The 18,348-nt window shown below is 74.1% G+C and carries 20 protein-coding genes; 11 read left to right on the plus strand and 9 right to left on the minus strand.

Annotated features, from left to right (window positions below; genetic code table 11):
- Positions 1–210: 210 nt before the first annotated feature.
- The 3 genes from ACFXOZ_RS26575 to ACFXOZ_RS26585 form a co-directional block, all read right to left on the minus strand.
- Positions 211–2,040, minus strand: coding sequence for a glycosyl hydrolase family 18 protein (locus ACFXOZ_RS26575; protein ID WP_380593031.1), 1,830 nt, complete (start codon positions 2,038–2,040; stop codon positions 211–213).
- Between the two features lie 323 nt (positions 2,041–2,363).
- Positions 2,364–2,978, minus strand: a complete 615-nt coding sequence (locus tag ACFXOZ_RS26580; protein ID WP_380525234.1) for an FxLYD domain-containing protein — start codon at positions 2,976–2,978, stop codon at positions 2,364–2,366.
- Between the two features lie 135 nt (positions 2,979–3,113).
- A complete protein-coding gene (locus tag ACFXOZ_RS26585) occupies positions 3,114–3,674 on the minus strand; it encodes a DoxX family protein (RefSeq protein WP_375887885.1) in 561 nt (186 codons plus the stop codon).
- Positions 3,675–3,798: 124 nt separating this feature from the next.
- Between ACFXOZ_RS26585 and ACFXOZ_RS26590 the strand changes: the two genes are divergently transcribed.
- Entirely contained in the window at positions 3,799–4,431 is a 633-nt protein-coding gene (locus ACFXOZ_RS26590) for a MarC family protein (protein WP_375887882.1), read from the plus strand.
- Between the two features lie 22 nt (positions 4,432–4,453).
- Here ACFXOZ_RS26590 and ACFXOZ_RS26595 read toward each other — a convergent pair whose 3' ends face one another.
- Together ACFXOZ_RS26595 and ACFXOZ_RS26600 are read right to left on the minus strand one after the other, a co-directional pair.
- Positions 4,454–4,993 (minus strand): NADPH-dependent FMN reductase, encoded by a 540-nt coding sequence (locus ACFXOZ_RS26595; protein ID WP_380406186.1) that lies wholly within the window; start codon positions 4,991–4,993, stop codon positions 4,454–4,456.
- Between the two features lie 89 nt (positions 4,994–5,082).
- A complete protein-coding gene (locus ACFXOZ_RS26600; protein WP_030288688.1) occupies positions 5,083–5,517 on the minus strand; it encodes an Lrp/AsnC family transcriptional regulator in 435 nt (144 codons plus the stop codon).
- Between the two features lie 231 nt (positions 5,518–5,748).
- Between ACFXOZ_RS26600 and ACFXOZ_RS26605 the strand changes: the two genes are divergently transcribed.
- The 5 genes from ACFXOZ_RS26605 to ACFXOZ_RS26625 all read left to right on the plus strand — a co-directional run bounded on the left by ACFXOZ_RS26605 (position 5,749) and on the right by ACFXOZ_RS26625 (position 9,958).
- On the plus strand, positions 5,749–6,579 hold the full coding sequence (locus ACFXOZ_RS26605) for a tryptophan 2,3-dioxygenase (RefSeq protein ID WP_380525236.1): 831 nt from the start codon (positions 5,749–5,751) through the stop codon (positions 6,577–6,579).
- A 29-nt stretch (positions 6,580–6,608) separates the two neighbouring features.
- Positions 6,609–7,835: a kynureninase gene (kynU, locus tag ACFXOZ_RS26610; RefSeq protein WP_380593032.1), complete on the plus strand. Its 1,227-nt coding sequence runs from the start codon at positions 6,609–6,611 to the stop codon at positions 7,833–7,835.
- 93 nt (positions 7,836–7,928) lie between these two features.
- The gene (locus ACFXOZ_RS26615) at positions 7,929–8,564 is read left to right on the plus strand and encodes a TetR family transcriptional regulator (protein ID WP_380593033.1); all 636 of its coding nucleotides are present in this window, start codon (positions 7,929–7,931) and stop codon (positions 8,562–8,564) included.
- The gene (locus tag ACFXOZ_RS26620; protein WP_380525239.1) at positions 8,561–9,325 is read left to right on the plus strand and encodes a glucose 1-dehydrogenase; all 765 of its coding nucleotides are present in this window, start codon (positions 8,561–8,563) and stop codon (positions 9,323–9,325) included. Before ACFXOZ_RS26615 ends, ACFXOZ_RS26620 begins: the two co-directional genes overlap by 4 nt.
- Positions 9,326–9,454: 129 nt before the next feature.
- A complete protein-coding gene (locus ACFXOZ_RS26625) occupies positions 9,455–9,958 on the plus strand; it encodes a hypothetical protein (RefSeq protein ID WP_380593034.1) in 504 nt (167 codons plus the stop codon).
- Here ACFXOZ_RS26625 and ACFXOZ_RS26630 read toward each other — a convergent pair.
- Positions 9,943–10,902, minus strand: a complete 960-nt coding sequence (locus ACFXOZ_RS26630) for a hypothetical protein (RefSeq protein ID WP_380593035.1) — start codon at positions 10,900–10,902, stop codon at positions 9,943–9,945. The genes ACFXOZ_RS26625 and ACFXOZ_RS26630 overlap by 16 nt on opposite strands.
- A gap of 76 nt (positions 10,903–10,978) precedes the next feature.
- Between ACFXOZ_RS26630 and ACFXOZ_RS26635 the strand changes: the two genes are divergently transcribed.
- Positions 10,979–11,608 carry a TetR/AcrR family transcriptional regulator gene (locus tag ACFXOZ_RS26635; protein ID WP_380593036.1) on the plus strand — a complete coding sequence of 210 codons (630 nt, stop codon included), beginning with the start codon at positions 10,979–10,981 and terminating at the stop codon, positions 11,606–11,608.
- 97 nt (positions 11,609–11,705) lie between these two features.
- Here the strand turns inward: ACFXOZ_RS26635 and ACFXOZ_RS26640 are convergent, their stop codons facing one another.
- Entirely contained in the window at positions 11,706–13,181 is a 1,476-nt protein-coding gene (locus tag ACFXOZ_RS26640; protein WP_380593037.1) for a choice-of-anchor A family protein, read from the minus strand.
- 302 nt (positions 13,182–13,483) lie between these two features.
- Here ACFXOZ_RS26640 and ACFXOZ_RS26645 point away from each other — a divergent pair, with 302 nt between their 5' ends.
- The 3 genes from ACFXOZ_RS26645 (at position 13,484) to ACFXOZ_RS26655 (ending at position 15,729) form a co-directional block, all read left to right on the plus strand.
- Positions 13,484–14,191 (plus strand): 4'-phosphopantetheinyl transferase family protein, encoded by a 708-nt coding sequence (locus ACFXOZ_RS26645; protein WP_380525244.1) that lies wholly within the window; start codon positions 13,484–13,486, stop codon positions 14,189–14,191.
- 131 nt (positions 14,192–14,322) lie between these two features.
- Positions 14,323–14,805 carry a DUF2269 family protein gene (locus tag ACFXOZ_RS26650; RefSeq protein ID WP_375887856.1) on the plus strand — a complete coding sequence of 161 codons (483 nt, stop codon included), beginning with the start codon at positions 14,323–14,325 and terminating at the stop codon, positions 14,803–14,805.
- Positions 14,806–14,901: 96 nt separating this feature from the next.
- Complete coding sequence (locus ACFXOZ_RS26655; protein ID WP_375887854.1) at positions 14,902–15,729, plus strand: helix-turn-helix domain-containing protein; 828 nt, start codon at positions 14,902–14,904, stop codon at positions 15,727–15,729.
- A gap of 33 nt (positions 15,730–15,762) precedes the next feature.
- Here ACFXOZ_RS26655 and ACFXOZ_RS26660 read toward each other — a convergent pair whose 3' ends face one another.
- Both ACFXOZ_RS26660 and ACFXOZ_RS26665 read right to left on the minus strand, forming a co-directional pair.
- Positions 15,763–16,200, minus strand: coding sequence for a hypothetical protein (locus ACFXOZ_RS26660; protein WP_380593038.1), 438 nt, complete (start codon positions 16,198–16,200; stop codon positions 15,763–15,765).
- Between the two features lie 156 nt (positions 16,201–16,356).
- Entirely contained in the window at positions 16,357–17,349 is a 993-nt protein-coding gene (locus ACFXOZ_RS26665) for an Lrp/AsnC family transcriptional regulator (protein WP_380593039.1), read from the minus strand.
- Between the two features lie 149 nt (positions 17,350–17,498).
- Here ACFXOZ_RS26665 and ACFXOZ_RS26670 point away from each other — a divergent pair, with 149 nt between their 5' ends.
- Positions 17,499–18,323: an inositol monophosphatase family protein gene (locus tag ACFXOZ_RS26670; RefSeq protein WP_380593040.1), complete on the plus strand. Its 825-nt coding sequence runs from the start codon at positions 17,499–17,501 to the stop codon at positions 18,321–18,323.
- The last annotated feature ends 25 nt before the right edge of the window (positions 18,324–18,348 follow it).

Below are 18,348 nucleotides of genomic sequence, written 5' to 3' on the forward strand. Positions count from 1 at the left end.
ACGTATTTCTACTAACTCCACCCCCCGCGGCCCCCCGCCCCACCGGCCCGCCCCGCCGGTCGCGCCCCCGCACCCCGCGTGCCCCCCCCGCGGGGGGTGCCCCCCGGGGGGCCCGGACTCCGTTCTCGTTCAGGTGCCGCGGGGTCCGTGGACCCCGGACGGTCAGCGGGTCGGCAGGTCAGCCGCTCCGCGGATCAGCGGGTCAGCGGGTCAGCAGGGACCGTTGTCGGTCCAGACGCCCCACTGGCCGCTCTGGGTCGGGTCGTCGCCCTTGGTCCACCACTTGTTGGTGTAGTAGTGGCCCTTCCAGGAGACCTTGGTGCCGCCGGCCGCGTAGGTGGCGTTCGGGTCCCAGCTCGGGGCGGCCGAGCAGGTGGCCGGCGTGGTCGGGGTGCCGGTCGGAGTCCCGGTGGGCGTGCCGGTCGGGGTGCCCGTCGGGGTACCGGTGGGGGTCCCGGTCGGCGTGCCGGTCGGGGTCTGGGTCGGCGTCGGGGTGCCGGTCGGCGGGGCCGGGCAGCCGGCAGCGGAGCCGTTGGTGGCGTTCACCATCGTGTCGAACAGGCTGGTGTTGGTCCCCAGGTCGTACAGCGAGAAGGCGAAGGAGCCGCCGAGGCCGTTGCAGTGCGCGTAGTCCAGCTTGGCCTGGATGGACTTGGCGTTCTCACCGCTCCAGAAGGTGGTGCCGTCGTAGAAGTAGGCGGCCTTGGCGTCGTCGTCCCAGAAGGTCTTGGACGGGTTGTCGACGAAGCCGGCCAGCTCCTTGTACATCTGGATGCCCGGGACGTTGCCGGACATCGCGGCGCCGGTGGCCGGGGCGGTGGCGGGCTGGAAGAGGCCGTTCTTGCCGTTGTTCTGGACGCCGGTCCAGCCGCGGTAGTAGAACGGCACACCCATGTTGATCTTGTTGGCCGGGAAGCCGCCGGGGATGCCGTACTGGGCGTCGCCGACCGTCCACGCCTTGATGGCGTTGTCGATCGAGTACTTGCCGTTGCCCGGCTTGGCCGGGGTCGACGGGTCGTTCGGGCCGGAGTACAGCGGGGCCTGGTGGTTGGTCGGACCCTGGGGGTCCCAGCCGCCGTGCATGTCGTAGGTCATGACGTCGAGGAAGGTCAGGTACTGACCGATCTTGTCGGTCTCGACGTTCATGATCTTGTCCTGGCCGGCGCCGACCGCCGCCGAGAGGGCGTAGGTCTTGTTGTCGGCCTTGCCCTGGGCGTCCAGCTGGTTGCGGAACTCCTGCAGCAGCAGGGTGAAGTTCTGCTTGTCGGCCGGGCTGGAGATGTTGCCGGTGTGGCCGCCGCCGCCCGGGTACTCCCAGTCGATGTCGATGCCGTCGAAGACGCCCTTGCCCGTGCCCGGACCGCCGTAGCCGGCGTCGGACGGGAGGTTGCCCTTGATGAACATGTCGAGGCAGGACGAGACCAGGTGCTTGCGCGAGGCGTCCGTGGCGGCCGCCGACGAGAAGTACTTGGAGTAGGTCCAACCGCCGATCGACAGCAGGATCTTGAGGTTGGGGTTCTTCGCCTTGAGCTTCTTGAGCTGGTTGAAGTTGCCCGCGATCGGCTGGTTCCAGACGTCGCCGACGCCGTCCACCGAGATGTCCGCGCCGAAGCTCTTCTGGTAGTCGGCGAAGGCGTCGGCCGCGCCGTCACCGGCGTTGGGGTTGTTGTCGTTGGTGTCGGCGGCCTTGGTCGCCTCGAAACAGCCCAGGTCGGACGGGGAGATGTTGGCGAAGTCGTAGATCAGGTAGTCCAGCTTCCCGGCCACGCCGGTGTCCTGGATCGTCTTCGGGTAGTACGCGTTGGCGTACACCGACCACTGGTCGTAGTAGGCGACCTTGATGCCGCCGCTGGTGGCGGTCGCGCCGGTGGAGTTGGTGGTCGCGGCGTTGGCCGCGCCACCGCCGGACAGCGCGAGGCCGGCGCCGAGCAGCAGCGAGGCGGTGGTGCCGGCCGCGATGGCGGCCAGGCTCTTCGGGCGGCGCCGGCGGGGCCCGTCCGGAGCCGGGGTCCCGGCCCTTTCAATGCGTGAGCGCAGCATGGGTGCGTGACTCCTGGGTGTGGGGGTTCCGTCGCCCGGTGGGGTGGCGCGTCCGGGGTGGGGCCGGACGACCGGGACATGACAGATCAGGGGTGGGAATCGAGCGGACAGGCCATGACGGACACCGGGATGTGCCGAACCGGCGCCCCCGGCACGAGGCCGGTGACGCCGGTTCAGGGGCTCCCTGCACCTGGGGAATAAAAATGGACTAGACCAACTCCCCCGTCAAGGGGTCCTGTTGGCCTTGAGACCCGCTTAAGGTTCCGCACCCGCCCCGGAACGGCGGCGCCCGGAGCCGGAACGGGCTCCCCGCGGCCCGGTGCTCAGAACCGGACGGCGTTCGCCACCTCGGCCTCCACCGTGCCGCTGAGCTCCCGGTTGGCCTGCGCGGTGGCCTGGGCGCTCTGGCCCGCCGCCACGTCCTGGACGGTCACCGCGGTGGCGTCCAGCAGCTTGCCGCTCCCGTCGGTGAAGTTCACCTGGACCACGTACCGGTACGACTCCTGGCCGTGGTTGGTGACGGTCAGCTGCGCCTGCGGCCTGCCGTCCGGACCGGTCGACACCGCGCCGACCGAGACGTCCCCCTTGGCGTCCAGCCCGCCCTTGATCCCGGCGACCGCCGAGGAGGCCGCCGAGACCGCCGCGGAGGCCTCCGCCTGCGCCGAGCCGAGCAGCCCGCCCACGCCGCCGGCCGCCGAGGCCAGCGCCGACGCGGCGGAGGCGGCGGCGCTGGCCGCCTTCTGCACCTCGCCGGCCGCCGCGGAGGCCTCACCGCGCGCACTCTTGCCGGAGGAGCAGCCGGCCAGCACCGCCGAACCCAGCACGGCGGCCGCCAACACCCCTGCGGCCAGCCGGTGCTGACGGTTCGTCGGTACGGCCGGGCGCGGTGCGGTGCGGCGCGGCCCGGAGGCGGCCCGGGTGAGCGGCTGGCGGTCCATGCGGGTCCTCGTTCCTTCCGGCGCCGGGCTGCCCGGCACACCTCCCGCCCACCCTCCGAGCCGCCCGCCGCGCCCGCCAGCAGGGGTGGTGCCTCCGGGTGAGGCCTCCTGCGGCCTTCCGGACGGGGCCCGGCCTCAGGACAGCCCGGAGCCCTCCTGCTCGTCGGCCTCCACCGCCGCCCGCTCCTCGCGCAGCCGCACCAGGTGCCGACGGCGCGCCACCACCCCGTACGCGCCCGCCGCGCTCGCCACGAAGGCCAGCGCGCCGACCCACGGCCGGTCGAAGACGTGCCCGGTCAGGTGGTCCAGCGAGTACCGCCCGGGGCCGGCCAGGCCCATCGCCAGGGCGGTCCCGCCCAGGAACGCCGGGTACTCGTAGCCGCCGGACATCGCGAAGAAGCCCGCCGGGGCGTGCACCGCCACGGCCCCGGCCATCGTCCCGGCCACCACCGCACCGGCCGCCGGGGTGGCCAGCCCGGCCACCAGCAGCGCGCCGCCGCCCGCCTCGCCGACGCCCGCCGCGATGGCGCTCTCCCGGGCCGGGTGGAAGCCCATGTGGTCCATCGCCTGGGTGGTGCCCTCCAGGCCGCCACCGCCGAACCAGCCGAACAGCTTCTGGGTCCCGTGCGCGATCAGCACCCCGCCGACCGCGCTGCGCAGGGCCAGCAGGCCCAGGTCCCTACGGTTCAGGCACATGTCGCATCCTCGTTTCCGCCGGGGGAGTGGTCGTCCGTACCTCCATGGCACCCGAGAGCGCCCGCCGGCTCGACCCGGGGCCGCCATCCGGGCGAATCCGGCCCCGACAAGGAATGCTGGGCCCATGTTCGTCTTCAACCTGGGCAGCGCCTTCATCACCTTCTTCGCCGTGGTCGGCCCGCCGAAGACCCTGCTGACCTTCGCCAGGCTGGCCGGGGACCGCAGCACCCGGGAGCTCCGGCGGCTGGCCGCCTGGAGCACGGCCGTCTCGGCGCTGATCGGCCTGGTCCTCGGCTTCGGCGCGGACGAGGTGACCACGCTCTTCCACATCAGCGACCAGTCGCTGCAGCTCGCCGGCGGGGCGATCTTCTTCGTCTACGCCGTCGCGCTGGTCTTCGGCCTCCACCTCGGCGCGGACGGCGACGACGACGAGCACCTGGGCAACCCGCTCGTGGACGGCATCCGCGAACTGCTGCTGCCGTACATCGCCAGCCCGCTCGCGATCACCGCCGTCCTGGTCGCCTCGCTCAACCAGGACAACTGGGGCTGGAAGGCCGCCGTCGCCGGGGCGTACGTGGCCGTCGCGGTGCTCAACTACCTCTGCGTGGCCGTGCTCGCGCCGCTGATGCGGCGCACCCACAGCACCTCGCTGGAGGTGGCGTCCCGGCTGCTCGGGCTGCTGCTCGCGGCGGTCGGCGTCGAGCTCTTCCTGGAGGGCCTGGCCGGGCTCGGGGTGCCGCTGCCCGCCGGGCACTGAGCCGCAGCCCCCGGACGGGCGCTCAGCCGGCCGCCAGGAGGGTCAGCACCTCGCCGATCCGCCCGCGCACCAGCGGGTCGGCGACCAGCCCGTCCGGGCCGACCGCGCCGCGCTCCAGCGGGATCCGCACGCAGGCCTGCGCCAGCACGGCCGCGCCGGTGTAGCCCAGGACGGTGCCCAGGGTCGCCTCGGCGCCCTGGCCGCGGCCGGGCCCGGCGCAGTTGATCCAGGCCGCGGGCTTGTCCGAGATCTCGATCCCGCCGACCGTCCAGTCCAGCAGGTTCTTGAACGAGCCGGGCAGCGTCCCGGCGTACTCGGGGGTGCAGACGAGCAGCGCGTCGGCCGCCTCGATCGCCGCCCGCAGCGCGGCCACCGGCTCCGGCAGGGGGTCGGTGTCGTGGTCCGGGTTGAAGTGCGGCAGCCCGGCCAGGTCGGCGTAGTACGTGGTCCGGACGCCGGGCAGGTCGTCGGCCACCGCGGCGGCGGTGCGCAGCACGGCCTCGTTGGCGGAACCGGCCCGCAGGCTCCCGGGCAGCAGCAGGATGTGGCGCTCGTTCGGCATGCCGAGGAACCTACTCCCTGACGTCCGCGTCAAGGCCAACCGGCGCCAGGGCCGGCCGGCGCCGGGGGGGGCAGGCGGGCTCGCGCCGGTCAGCTCGGCAGCAGCGGCCGCCAGGGTACCGGGCTGGAGAGGATCATCGAGCTGGCCGGCGGCCCGTACCCGCCGAGCCGGTCGCAGAGCGCCTCGAACTCGGCCATCGTGGCGACCGCGACCAGCAGCACGCAGCAGGCCCCGCCGGTGACCCGGTGCAGTTGCAGCACCTCCGGCCAGGTCGCCACCTCGGGGTCGCGCAGCACGCAGCGCGGGCCGTAGCACTGCACCTGGACCAGCGCGGTGATCGGCAGCCCGGCCCGGGTGGGGTCCACGTGGGCGTGGTAGCCGCTGATCACGCCGTCCGCCTCCAGGCGGCGGACCCGTTCGGCCACCGCGGGTGCGGACAGGCTCACCCGGCGGGAGAGTTCGTTGTACGAGAGTCTGGCGTCGGCCTGGAGTTCGGCCAGCAGGCGGCGGTCGACGGCGTCCATGGGGGCTCCCGGAGCGATGGTGATCAGCAGGTGTGATCAGCGGTTTTTCATTCGTAAAGCAGATCGACCGAACGCCTCGCGAACGACAACCCGAAGCCCTGTTGCGGTGCTCGTCGGCCATTCAAGCGGGGGACCGCGGCGCCGCACAATGGGCACCCCGGTGGAACCAGGACGTCCGTCCGCTCCACCGGACCCGGGCGACGCGGCCCGGACGGAGCAGGAGGGATCGGGATGGGGCACGACACGGTGGAGACACCCAGCCTGTCGTTCGGTGGGGACGGCCGGCCGGGTCGGGGCACCCCGTACGCGCAGTACGTGCGGCTGGAGGAGCTGCACAGCCTCCAGCACCCGCGCAGCAAGGAGCCGGCCGAGCTGTCCTTCATCGTCACCACCCAGGTGATGGAGCTGCTCTTCGACCTGCTGCGGCACGAGTGGACGATCGCCCGGCAGGCGCTGCGCGAGGACGACCCGACCGCCGCGCGGGCCGCGCTGCGCCGCGGCACCCACGTCCAGGACGTGCTGGTGGAGTCCTGGGACCTGCTGGCCACCATGACGCCGCAGGAGTTCAACTCCTTCCGCGCCCTGTTCGGCGAGGCCTCCGGCTTCCAGTCCTCGGCCTTCCTGCACCTGGAGTTCCTGCTCGGCAACAAGAACGCCGCGCTGCTGAACATGTACGAGGGGATGCCGCAGACCCGGGCCGAGCTGGCCGAGGCACTGCGCTCCCCCGGCCTGTACGACGAGGTGCTCGGCCTGCTGGCCCGCCGCGGCCTGGCGGTGCCCGCGGCCGTCCCGGAGCAGCGCTACCGGCCCTCCGAGGAGGTCGCCGCGGCCTGGCGCCGGGTCTACACCGAGCCGGAGTACGCCGACCTCCAGCCGCTCGCCGAGACGCTGCTGGACGTCGCCGAGCGGGTCACCCGCTGGCGCCAGCGGCACCTCAGCTCGGTCAAGCGGACCATGGGCGCCAAGCCCGGCTCGGGCGGTTCCAGCGGACTGACCTGGCTGCGCAAGGCGGCCGAGCAGGACGTGTTCCCGGAGCTGTGGACCATCCGGGACGAGCTGTGACCGAGCCGGTGGCGAAGGAGAGAACGGGCATGACCACGCGCGAGGACTGCGCGGCGCTGGACGCCGTCGACCCGCTGGCGGCGTTCCGCGAGGAGTTCGCCCTGCCGGACGGGGTGATCTACCTGGACGGCAACTCGCTGGGCGCGCTGCCGGTGCGCACGCCCGAGCGGGTGGCCCGGGTGGTCGAGCGCGAGTGGGGCCGGGAGCTGATCCGCAGCTGGAACGACGCCGGCTGGTTCGAGCAGCCGTACCGGCTGGGACGGCGGATCGCGCCGCTGATCGGGGCCGATCCGGCGGAGGTGGTCGTCTGCGACACCACCTCGGTGAACCTGTTCAAGGTGCTCGCGGCCGCGCTCCAACTGCGCCCGGGGCGGCGCACGGTGCTCGGCGACGTCGAGGCCTTCCCGACCGACCTGTACATCGCCGAGGGCGTGACCGGCCTGGTCGAGGGCGGGCGCAGCGTGCTGATCCGCCCCGAGGAGCTGGACCGGCACCTGGACGGCGACGTCGCCGCGGTGGTGCTCTCGCACGTGGACTACCGCACCGGCGAACTGCTGGACATGCCCGGGATCACCGCCCGGGTGCAGGCCGCGGGCGCCCTGATGATCTGGGACGTCTGCCACTCCGTCGGCGCGCTGCCGGTCGAACTCGGCGCCGCCGGCGCCGACTTCGCGGTCGGCTGCACCTACAAGTACCTGAACTCCGGCCCCGGCTCGCCGGCCTTCCTGTACGTCGCCGAGCGGCACCTGGCGGCCGGTCCGCGGCAGCCGCTGAGCGGCTGGTTCGGGCACGCCCGCCCGTTCGCCTTCGAGCCCGGGTACGACCCCAGGCCGGGCATCGGGCGCTTCCTGACCAGCTCGCCCTCGCTGCTCGGCCAGGCCTCGCTGGAGGTCTCCCTGGACATCTGGGAGCGGGCCGACCTGGCCGCCGTACGGGTCAAGAGCCTGGCGCTGACCGACCTGTTCGTCTCGCTGGTGGAGGGCCTGGACGGGATCGAGGTGGTGACCCCGCGCGAGCACGCCCGGCGGGGCAGCCAGGTCGCGCTGCGGCACCCGGACGGGTACCCGGTGGTCCAGGCGCTGATCGCGCGCGGGGTGATCGGGGACTTCCGCGCACCGGACCTGATGCGCTTCGGCTTCACGCCGCTGTACCTCTCGTACACCGAGGTGTGGGACGCGGCCCGGCAGCTGGCCGAGGTGCTGGAGAGCGGTGAGTGGCGGGAGGAACGGTTCTCCCGTCGGGGCGAGGTGACCTGACCGGGGCAAGGGGCCGGCGGAAAGGGGCCGGCGGAAGGGGCCGGCGGCGGGGGGCCTTTGCCGTTAATAATGCACAGTATTAATCTGGTGCGCATGGCAAGGACATCGGCGGGCCACGAGACCCGCGACAGGCTGCTGCGGGCGGCGGAGGAACTCTTCGCCACCCGGGGCGTGGAGGGTGCCCTGACCAGGGACATCACCCGGCTGGCCGGACAGGGCAACCCGTCCGCCGTGCAGTACCACTTCGGCTCCCGCGAGGGCCTGCTCGACGCGATCATGGCCGGCCGCCAGGACCGCACCGAGCGGGCCCTCGCGCCGCGTCTGCCCGCACTCGCGGACTCGGACCTGTCCGGACTGCTCGACGCGCTGGTCGCGGCCGAGGCCACCGAACTGCGCACCGAACAGGGCCGGTACTGCCTGCGGATCTCCGCCCAGGTCAGCCACAGCAGCGGGGTCCGCACCCGGACCCCGCACCCCACCCTCGCGGGCGGCGGCTACTGGCGGCTGATCGAGCTGGTCGAGGAGCGGATCGCCGCGCTGCCGGAGCCGATCCGGCTGGAACGGATCGACCTGGTCCTCACCCTGGTGGGCGCGGCCCTGGCCGACCGGGCGCAGCAGTACCTCACCGGGTCCACCCCCCTCACGGACGAGGAGACCTTCCTCGCCGACCTGGTGACGGTGTCCGCCGCCATGCTCTCCGCCCCCACCCCCCGAAGGAGCACGTCATGAACGACCTCACCGGCAGGACCGTCCTGATCACCGGCGGCGCCCGCGGCCTCGGCGCCGAGGCCGCCCGGCTCGCCGTCGCGGCCGGCGCCAACGTGGTGATCACCGACGTGCTGGCGGAGGACGGCGCGGCCACCGCCGCCGAACTCGGCGAGCGGGCCCGGTTCGTCCGGCACGACGTGACCTCCGAGGCGGACTGGCAGCGCGTGGTGGACTTCGCGGTGGCGGAGTTCGGCGCCCTGCACGGCCTGGTCAACAACGCCGGGATCTCCACCGGTTCACTGCTCGCGGACGAGAGCGTCGAGCACTTCCGCAAGGTCCTGGACATCAACCTGACCGGCGTGTTCATCGGGATGAAGACCGTCGTCCCGGCGATGCGCGCGGCCGGCGGCGGCTCGATCGTCAACATCTCCTCGGCGGCCGGCCTGATGGGCCTGGCGCTCACCGCCGGCTACGGCGCCTCCAAGTGGGGCGTGCGCGGCCTCAGCAAGATCGGCGCGGTGGAGCTCGGCACCGAGCGGATCCGGGTCAACTCGGTGCACCCGGGCATGACCTACACCCCGATGACCGCCTCGGTCGGCATCCGGCGCGGCGAGGGCAACTACCCCAACACCCCGATGGGCCGGGTCGGCGAGGCGCCCGAGATCGCCACCGCCGTGGTCTACCTGCTCTCCGACGACTCCTCCTACGTCACCGGCGCCGAGCTGGCGGTGGACGGCGGCTGGACCACCGGGCCGACCGTCAGGTACGTCATGGGCCAGTAGCCCGCAGCGGGACCGGGAGCACGGCGCGCCCGGCGACGTGACGCAGCTCATGCCCGAGCGGGAGTTCGACCGCCATCGCACCAGGGAAACCTCGTCCTTGACGATCCGTCACACCCTGGGGAGGTTGGCGTGAACATCGAACTCGGTCCGCTCAAGCCGGATCCCTCCATGCTGGTCCTCGGCCTGGCCCAGCTCTTCCTGCTCATGTTCGCCCTCGGCGTCGTCCTGCTCCCCCGCATCGAACGGGTGCGGGCCCAGCGGTGGGACGCGACCGAGGGGCGCGCCGAACGGGCGGAGGCCGTCCGCGCCGAGGCCGAGGCGGTCCGGGACGCGGCGCTGCACGAGATCACCGAGGCCCGGCACCAGGCGGCCCGGATCCGCCAGGAGTACACCGAGCGCGGCACGGCGGCGATCGCGGCGGCCCGCGCCGAAGGCGTCCGCGACCGCGAACTGCTCCTCGCCACGGGCCGCGCCCGGATCGCCGCCGACCGGACGCAGGCCGCCGGTGTACTGCGGCAGGACGTCGGCGACCTGGCCGTCGTGCTGGCCGGCCGGGTGGTCGGCGAACCGGTGCACACCGTCGCCGCCCAACGCCGCACGGTGGAGCGGTTCTTCGCTCAGCCGATCGACTGACCGATCGTCAACTCGGCCACCAACTGGCGGTAGACGCCGAAGGCCGGCTTGCGCGTCCAGTCGTCGCGAAGCAGTCCGAAGTGGTGGAACGGACCCGGGCCGGCGCTGTCGGCGTCCCGGAGGGAGAAGAACGAGTAGCTCCGGACGGCGAGTTCACCCGCCAGCCCGGCCACCGCCCGGACCACCTGCTCCACCACCTCGGCCTGCCGGGCCTCGCTCCGCCCCGGACCGGTGGGCCAGCCGTTCTCGCAGATCCGCAACGGGACGGCCGGCCCGATCCCGGCCCGGGGCAGCGCGTCGTTCCGGAAGCCGGTGAGCACCGCCCGCACCGCGTCCGCGAGCCGCCCCTCCGGGACGGGGCGGAAGACGTCCGGGAAGAAGTCCAGGCCGACGTAGTCCAGGGCACGGTGGAAGCGCTCGTCGGCGAGCCGGCCCAGCTCCGGCCAGAAGGTGTCGGCGGGGTCGAAGCTCGGCACCGCGTTGAAACCGACCGCCAGGTGGTCGTAACCGCAGGCCAGCGCCTCCTCCTTGGCCGCGACGACACCCTCGACCAGCGCCCGGCGGACGTTCGGGGTGCTGCCGTCGAGGACGGGCAGGTCCAGGTTGGGCTCCTCGCAGATCTGCAGGAGCGCGAGGCGAGGGCCTTCGGCCCGGACGGTCCGCCGGACGAAGTCCAGCCAGCCCGCCAACTCCCCGCTGCGCTCGCGGAACTGGAGCACGAGGTCGAGCTTCCGCCCCTCGGCGGCGTACCGCTCGGGCCGCTCCGGCGTGTGCGCGCCGTCCGGGTACAGGCGGTAGGCGCGCACGAGCAACTCGGCCGCCTCCCCCTGGAGTTCGCGCAGGGCGGCGGTGATCTCCGCGGGATCGTCGGGGCGGACGGGAGGGATCAGCCCTGCCTCGTCGCCGAGCAGTCCACCGGGGTAGATGCCGAAGGTGAAGGTCATGGCGACACCGTAGCCGATATTTTTGGTGTCACTGCAAGTTTTAAGTGACACCATGATTCGGCGCTACGATGCGGCCATGGGACTTCGCGAACTCAAGAAGCAGCAGACCCGGGAACTCCTCTCCGACACCGCCATGGGCCTGTTCGCCGAGCACGGCTTCGACCGGGTCACCGTCGTCGAGGTGGCCCGGGCCGCCGGGGTCTCGCCCAACACGGTGTTCAACTACTTCCCGACCAAGGAGGACCTGTTCTTCGACCGGCAGGACGAGGTCGTCGGCCACCTCGCCGACGTGGTCCGCCGCCGGCCCGCCGGCAGCTCCGCCGTCGACGCCGTCCGGGCCGACCTGCTGGCGGGCCTCGCCGACGGGGAGCCGACGATCGGGCTCGACCCCCGGATGGCCGCGTTCTGGCGGATCGTCGCGGACAGCCCGGCCCTGCGGGCCCGGCTGCTGGAACTCGGCGAACGCTCCGAGGCCGCCCTGGCCGCCGCCCTGGCCGAGGAGTCGGACGCCGGACCGGCGGACCCGCTCCCCCGGGTGGTGGCCGGCGCCCTCGCCGGGGCCCACCGGGCGGCACTCGGCGAGGTGCGGCGGGCGATGGTCGCCGGGGAGCCGGCCGAGGAGGTGCGGGAACGGGTCGCGTCGGCGGCGGACCGGGCCTTCGGCCTGCTCGCCTCCGGACTCGCCGGATACCCGTCGGGGGGCTGAGCCGGAGCACTGGGTCGGGGCACCGAGTCGGGGCGCTGACGCGACTCGGGCCGCCCGGCCACGAGGGCGGGCGGCCCGAGGGGCACTGGCCGGGGCGTCAGCTGTGGCGGCCCCGGCGACGGCGGGCGGCCAGCACGGCGAGGCCACCCAGGCCGAGCAGGCCGACACCGGCCAGGCCGAAGACCACCGGCGCGTTACCCGCACCGGTCGAGGGCAACTCGCCGTGGCCACCGGGGTGGTGACCGCTCGGGTGGTGGCTGGTCGGGGCCGGGCCCGCGCTCGACGTGGACGAGCTCGCCGATGCCGAGGTGGTGCTCGCGCTCGGGGAGGTCGGGGTCGGACGCGGCGAGGTCGGGCTCGGGGACGTCGGCGACGGGGACGTCGGGCTCGGCGAGGTGGGGCTGGGCGAGGTGGGGCTGGGCGACGTCGGCGACGGCGACGTCGGCGACGGAGAGGTGGGGGACGGCGACGTCGGGGAGGGCGAGGTCGGTGTCGGGCTCGGCGTCACCCGGCAGTCCGGCAGGTCCCCGTCGAACGGGTAGCTGTGGATCTCGTAGCCGCCCGTACCGGTGTGGATCAGGTTGCCCGCGAGGTAGACCCGGCCGTTGATGCCCGGCTGGGCGAGGGTCGTGGTGCTGCCCGGGTTGCCGGCCATGACCGCGCCCTGGAACTGGGCGCTGCCGTTGATCTGCGCCGAGGTCGCGGTCGGGAAGTTGTACAGCAGCTTGGAGCGCAGGTCGGTGGTCTGGTCGCCGGCCAGGCCGGTGCCCGTGTAGGTGTTGATGACCGGGCTGTCCCCGAGCATGTTCACCACGACGGTGGCCCCGGCCGGGATGTTGGTGAAGACCAGACCGATCTGGCCGCCGCTCGGGGAGGCCAGGTTCTGGGTGACGTTGAAGACCTGCTTCATGCTGACGCCGTCACCGGTGAAGGTGGCCTGGCTGGAGGAGACGTCGACGGTGCCGGTCGCGGTGGCCCGCCCGACGCAGTCGGAGACCTCCTCGATCCGGGTCAGCACGTCCTGGTAGGGCGCGGCGGCGTTCGGGTCCTGGATCGACCGGCCGGTGGGGTCGATGCTGACGGTGCCGGTGACGCCGCCCGCGTGGCGCAGGTTGCCGAAGGCCGGGCCGTGGGAATCGCTGCCGCCGATCAGGATCGAGTTGCCGGTCCTGACGTCGACGTTGCCGCCGGTGGTGACGAAGTCACTGCCGTCGGGCGGCACGACGCGCGAGCCGACGCCCACCACGCCCATGTTGTAGACGCCGCCGCCGTTCTTGTCGACGGTCAGGTTCCCCAGCGTGACGATCTTGCCCTCGGCCTCGGCCGCGCGGCCGTTGACGGTGTAGTCGCCGCCGGTGAAGACGTTGATCGTGGCGTCCCGCCCGGTGAAGTCGCCGTTGTTCGGCGGCGGCCAGGTGGCGGGGCAGTCGGGGCCGGAGCAGGCGCCCAGCGGCGGGGCGAGCGGGGCGGCCGAACCGACCGTCAGCACGGCGGCCAGCGGCACGGCGGCGACGGCGGTCGCCACGGCGATCCGGACGGCCCGGCGGCGGCCGGTGGCGGGTGTTCTTCTCACGGCGGTCGCTCGGTGATCCGGCGAACCGGTGGCCTGACCCATCGACAATTCCTCCGCGCAGAGAAAAGGGCAGGTCCGGACGACCTGCCAGATTCATTCATATCTCCTGATGATCCCACAGATCAGAGACATTCAATCCTAAAACGGACTGTTCACACCCTGCGGGCCCTCAGATCGGATCCGAGCACCCTGCGGACGACCCCTCGTTCCGCCCGACCCGCCCGCCGCCGGGACCGCGGTCCCGCCCGCTCCCCCAGGGTCCGGCTCCCCGCCCGGCGGCTGGGCGGACTAGGTTGGAGGTCATGACCACCGAGGCCCAGGAGCAGGACGCGCCGCTCGTCGCCGTCGCGTCCGCCGACGCCGTACTGCGGCACCCCGAGGCGGGCGAACACCTGCTCACCGAGATCGAGCGGGCCCGCGCCGCACGCTTCCGGCAGGAGTCCGGGCGGACCGACTTCGTCGCCGGGCACGTGCTGGTCCGGCTCTGCGCCGCCCGCCTGCTCGGCGTCCCGGTCGCCGGGCTGGTGCTCGCCCAGGAGTGCCCGGACTGCGGCCTCGCCGACCACGGCAAGCCCTACCTGCCCGACCACCCCGGGGTGGAGGTCAGCCTGTCGCACACCCGGGGCGTGGTCGCGGCCGGCGCGGGCCGGCGCCCGGTCGGCGTGGACGTCGAGCTGGCCGGCCGGGGCGGCTCGCTGCGCGCCGTGGCCCGCCGGGTGCTCGCCCCCGCCGAGCTGGCCCTGGTCGAGGCGGCCCCGGAGCCGGACCGGGCGTTCCTGCGGCAGTGGGTGCGCAAGGAGTCGCTGATCAAGATCGGGCGGGTCACCCTGGACACCCTCGGGCAGGTCGACCTCTCCGCCCTGCCGCTGGACGTCCCGCCCGGCGCCCCGCTGCACAGCCGCTTCGAGGACCTCCACCTGCTCGACTGGACCGACCCCGGGCAGGGCGCCGCCGTCGCGGCCGTCAGCACCGCCCCGCCGCGGATCGTGGAGCTGGTCCCGGCGGGCTGAGCGGGGCACCGGGCCGGGCACCCGAGCGCGGGGCCGGTGGATAAGCGGTGTTAGCGTGCCTGGTCGTGGGCACGCCGAGCGCGCACGCCCGCCGTCCCCCCGCTGCCCACCGGATCAAAGGGTGCCCCGCCATGGCCAAGTTCCTGCTGAGCCTGCACGTCCTCGCGTCGGTCCTGTTCATAGGCCCGGTCGCGGTGGCCGTCAGCATGTTCCCGCGCCGGGCGAAGGCCGCCCTGGCCGGCGGCCCGGACCAGGCCTCGGACGCGGGCGTGCTGCGCGTCCTGCACCGGATCACCCAGGTCTACGCGCTGCTCGGCGTCGCGGTGCCGCTGCTGGGCATCGGCGTGGCCCAGGTGATGGACGTGCTCGGCCAGTCCTGGCTGATCGCCTCCATGGTGCTCACCGCGGTCGCCGCGCTCTCCCTGCTGCTCTTCGTGCTGCCCGGCCAGCAGGCCGCCGTGGACGCGCTCGGCCTCGACCCGGCGGACGAGCAGCGCACCAAGGCCGTCAGCGGCCTGCGGCTGCTGCCGATGACCGCCGGGGTGTTCAACCTGCTGTGGGCGGTGGTCGTGGTGCTGATGGTGATCCGCCCCGGCTCGACCACCGGCGCCTGAACCTCCGGCACCCGATCTCACGACACCCGACCTCACGACACCCGCACCCACGGCCCCCTCCCGCGGACGGGGTCGGTTCGAGTACCGTCCTTGCCCATGACGATCATGGCGGGCATGGGCGGCCCGACAGGGACCGGCGTCGGACCGCTGCTGCGCGGCTGGCGGGAGCGGCGGCAGCTCAGCCAACTCCAGCTGGCCCTGCGGGCGAACTCCTCGGCCCGACACCTCAGCTTCGTCGAGAACGGCCGCGCCCGGCCGAGCCGGGAGCTGCTGCTGCGCCTGGCCGAACAGCTGGACGTCCCGGTGCGCGAGCGCAACTCCCTGCTGCTGGCGGCGGGTTACGCCCCGCACTACCCCGAGACACCGCTGGACGCCCCGTCCATGGACGCGCTGCGCGGCGGCGTCGAACGGCTGCTCGCCGCCCACGACCCGTACCCGGCCGTGGTCGTCGACGGCACCTTCCGGGTGCTGGCGGCCAACCGCTCGCTCACCCTGCTGCTGGACGGCGTCGCCCCCGAGCTGCTCCGGCCGCCGTTCAACGCCGTCCGGGTCGCCCTGCACCCGGACGGGCTGGCACGGCACATCGTCAACTTCCGGCAGTGGCGGCGGCACCTGCTCTCCCGGCTGGAGGAGCGGCTGGAGCCGGGGATCCACGCGGAACCGCTGCGGCAGCTGTACCAGGAAGTGCTCGGCTACCCCGAACCGGAGGAGGAGCCGACCCCGGAAGCCGCCGAGGAGCGGAACCCCTTCGCGCTGCCGCTGCGGGTCCGGCACGACGGCCGGGTGCTCTCCTTCCTGTCGACCGTCACCACCTTCAACACACCACTGGACGTGACCGTCTCCGAACTCGCCCTGGAGACCTTCCTGCCCGCCGACCGGGAGACCGTGCAGCACCTGCAGTCCGTGGTCGGCCCGGACCGGTAGCCCTGCGCCGGAGCGGTGCCCGGTGGGTCGGCCCTACCGCCGGGCACCGCTCCGGCGCAGGGCCGCGAGCTGGAGCACCACGAACAGCGCCACGGCGGCGGCCTGCACCGGGACCCAGACCGTGCCGGACGCGGTCGGCGCGAACCGGACGGCGAGCGCGACCAGGCTGAGCAGCACCCACCCGGCGTTGATCCCCGCCACCGCCAGCACCGCGGGCCGCGGCGGGCGGCGGGCGGCCAGCGCGCCGAGCACCAGGCCGTGGCAGGTCAGGAGCAGCCCGAGGACCAGCAGGGTGGGACGACCGACCCCGAGCAGGCCGCCGAGCGGACCGGCGAAGGCCAGATAGGCCAGGCCGTTGCCCGCGGTGACCACCGCGTCCAGGGCGAGGACCCCGCGGACCGTCCACGGCGAGAACACCGCAGCGGGCCGGGCGGGGGTGGCGGGGGTGACGGGGTGTGCGTTCGCACGCATGCGGATCGTCTCCTGACCGGGGTGGTGTCCCGGTGGCGCCGACCGCCCGCCCGGGTACCTCCACCCTGCCGGGCCGGACGGCGCCCGTCGATTACCCCGCGGGTCACGTACCCGGCCACCGCACGGGCGAGGCGCCCGGCCCGGCCCGCCCGGAGCTCACCGTGCGCGCGACGGCCGGTCCAGCAGCACCCCGGCCCGCTTCACCGCGCGGGCGGTGATCGTGGTCTCCGCGCGGGTGACCCCCAGCGGGCCCAGGGTGTCGGTGAGGAAGCGGTAGAGGCCGCCGTGGTCCGGGCAGAACAGCGTGGCCAGCAGGTTGGTCGGGCCGCTGGTGGCGAAGACGCCGTGCACCTGCGGGTGGCGGGCCAGCTCGGCGCCGACCTCGGCGAGCCGGCCCGGCGGCACGTCCAGCCAGAGGTTGGCGTCCACGGCCATGCCGAGCAGCCGGGGGTCCACGGTGGCGTGGGTGCGCAGCAGGCCGAGCCCGTCCAGCCGGTGCAGTCGGCGCCGTACGGTCGACTCGGGCGCGCCGACCGCCCCGGCCAGCACCGCGTGGGACTGCCGGGCGTCCTGCCCGAGCCGGTCCAGCAGGGCGCGGTCGAGGTCGTCCAGCGGCGGGGGCACGGCGGGGCGCGGGGCGAGCGGCCGGGCGAGCGCGGCGGCCTCCTCGTCGGTCAGCCCGCCGGCCCGCCACTGCCCGGCGTCCGCGAAGGCGTGCAGGACGGCGTGGGTGGTGGTCTCGACGACGGCACCGGTCGCGGGCAGCTGCCCGTACAGCAGCCGGTCCCGGCCGTGGGCGTCGCCCAGCATCACGGCGCCGACCTCGTGGCCGCCCAGCATCACGTCGACGAAGGGCACGTCCGAGCGGTCGGCCAGCGCCCGGGCGAGGGCGTCCACCCGGCCGCGCAGCACCCGGACCCGCAGCAGCAGCGCGCCCACGGCGGCGTCCTCGACGTCGGGCAGCCGCACCACCCGGAGCACTCCGGCCTCGCGCATCCGGCCCAGCCGGCGGGTGACCGTCCGGGCGGAGACGCCCAGCACCTCGGCGATCCGGCCGGGCTCGGCCCGTCCGTCCACCTGGAGCGCGCAGACCAGGCGGCGGTCCAGGGTGTCCAGCACGGTGTCCGGATCCGTCGTGTCGAGGTCCATGGTGTCCGATCTCCGTCGCTTCGGGCTGCCCGTACGTCCTGTTCGGCAGTCCTGACGGTACTCCTTGTCCTGCCCGGCCGGAACGCGGCCGGAACGCGCCGGGACGCACCGGACCGGGGCGGAGCAGCACGGAGCCGAGGAGGCAGGACATGGACGGACAGGGACAGGTCGCGGAGCTGTGGGCGCTGACGGAGGCCGTGGAGGCGGCGGTGCGCGAGGTCGGCGCGGGGCTGGCGGCGGCCCGGCCGGTCGAGCCGACCCCGGGGCGGACGGTCGAGGAGGCGATGGCCCGGTTCGCCGAGCTGGACGGCCCGGCCGCCGCCGAACTGCGCGAGCGGCTCACCGCGCTTCGCCCGCAGGCCGGGTGGGTGCCGGAGGAACTGGACAGCTCGGTGCCCGCCGAGGGCGAGTGGTGGGTCTGTGACGCGACCGACGGCGCGGTGCAGTACCTGCTCGGGCAGCCGCACTGGGCGGTGACGGCCACGCTGGTGCGCGACGGCGCGGCGGTGCTGGCCGTGGTGCACGCCCCGGAGCTGTTCGGCGCGGGCCGGACCTACCGGGCGGTGCTGGGCGGCGGCGCCCAGTTGGACGGGCGGCCGATCGCGCCGCTGGAGCGCGAGCTGGCGGCCACCGTCGCAGCCACCAGCCAGCCGCCGCTGGTGGCCGCCGACCCGGTGGCGCTGCGCCGGGCCGGCGAGTCGCTGTCCGCGATGGCGGGCGCGGTGCTCGCGGTGCGCAACCTCGGCCCGACCGCGCTCCAGGTGGCGCAGGTCGGCTCCGGGCACCTGGCGCTGTTCTGGCAGTACGGGCAGGACGCGGGCAACCTGCTGCCGGGCGCCCTGGTGGCGAGCGAGGCGGGCGCGACGGTGACGGACACCGCCGGGTCGGCCTGGACGGCCGGCTCGGACGGCTTCCTCACCGCCGCGCCCGGACTGCACGCGGACGCGGTGGGGGTGCTGCGCGCGGTCGGGTGAGGCCCGGGGTGGGACTTGGGTGAAG

This window comes from Kitasatospora sp. NPDC059160 (assembly GCF_042755465.1).
Lineage (GTDB): Bacteria > Actinomycetota > Actinomycetes > Streptomycetales > Streptomycetaceae > Kitasatospora.

Bases quoted from the DNA above. Each gene is read 5' to 3' on its own strand.
- ACFXOZ_RS26620 (WP_380525239.1), top strand. From the start codon at position 8,561: ATGAACGACCTCACCGGCAGGACCGTCCTGATCACCGGCGGCGCCCGC.
- kynU (WP_380593032.1), top strand. From the start codon at position 6,609: ATGACCACGCGCGAGGACTGCGCGGCGCTGGACGCCGTCGACCCGCTG.
- ACFXOZ_RS26600 (WP_030288688.1), bottom strand. From the start codon at position 5,517: ATGGACGCCGTCGACCGCCGCCTGCTGGCCGAACTCCAGGCCGACGCC.
- ACFXOZ_RS26645 (WP_380525244.1), top strand. From the start codon at position 13,484: ATGACCACCGAGGCCCAGGAGCAGGACGCGCCGCTCGTCGCCGTCGCG.
- ACFXOZ_RS26580 (WP_380525234.1), bottom strand. From the start codon at position 2,978: ATGGACCGCCAGCCGCTCACCCGGGCCGCCTCCGGGCCGCGCCGCACC.
- ACFXOZ_RS26590 (WP_375887882.1), top strand. From the start codon at position 3,799: ATGTTCGTCTTCAACCTGGGCAGCGCCTTCATCACCTTCTTCGCCGTG.
- ACFXOZ_RS26615 (WP_380593033.1), top strand. From the start codon at position 7,929: ATGGCAAGGACATCGGCGGGCCACGAGACCCGCGACAGGCTGCTGCGG.
- ACFXOZ_RS26575 (WP_380593031.1), bottom strand. From the start codon at position 2,040: ATGCTGCGCTCACGCATTGAAAGGGCCGGGACCCCGGCTCCGGACGGG.
- ACFXOZ_RS26585 (WP_375887885.1), bottom strand. From the start codon at position 3,674: ATGTGCCTGAACCGTAGGGACCTGGGCCTGCTGGCCCTGCGCAGCGCG.
- ACFXOZ_RS26635 (WP_380593036.1), top strand. From the start codon at position 10,979: ATGGGACTTCGCGAACTCAAGAAGCAGCAGACCCGGGAACTCCTCTCC.
- ACFXOZ_RS26660 (WP_380593038.1), bottom strand. From the start codon at position 16,200: ATGCGTGCGAACGCACACCCCGTCACCCCCGCCACCCCCGCCCGGCCC.
- ACFXOZ_RS26650 (WP_375887856.1), top strand. From the start codon at position 14,323: ATGGCCAAGTTCCTGCTGAGCCTGCACGTCCTCGCGTCGGTCCTGTTC.
- ACFXOZ_RS26655 (WP_375887854.1), top strand. From the start codon at position 14,902: ATGACGATCATGGCGGGCATGGGCGGCCCGACAGGGACCGGCGTCGGA.
- ACFXOZ_RS26605 (WP_380525236.1), top strand. From the start codon at position 5,749: ATGGGGCACGACACGGTGGAGACACCCAGCCTGTCGTTCGGTGGGGAC.
- ACFXOZ_RS26665 (WP_380593039.1), bottom strand. From the start codon at position 17,349: ATGGACCTCGACACGACGGATCCGGACACCGTGCTGGACACCCTGGAC.
- ACFXOZ_RS26670 (WP_380593040.1), top strand. From the start codon at position 17,499: ATGGACGGACAGGGACAGGTCGCGGAGCTGTGGGCGCTGACGGAGGCC.
- ACFXOZ_RS26595 (WP_380406186.1), bottom strand. From the start codon at position 4,993: ATGCCGAACGAGCGCCACATCCTGCTGCTGCCCGGGAGCCTGCGGGCC.
- ACFXOZ_RS26630 (WP_380593035.1), bottom strand. From the start codon at position 10,902: ATGACCTTCACCTTCGGCATCTACCCCGGTGGACTGCTCGGCGACGAG.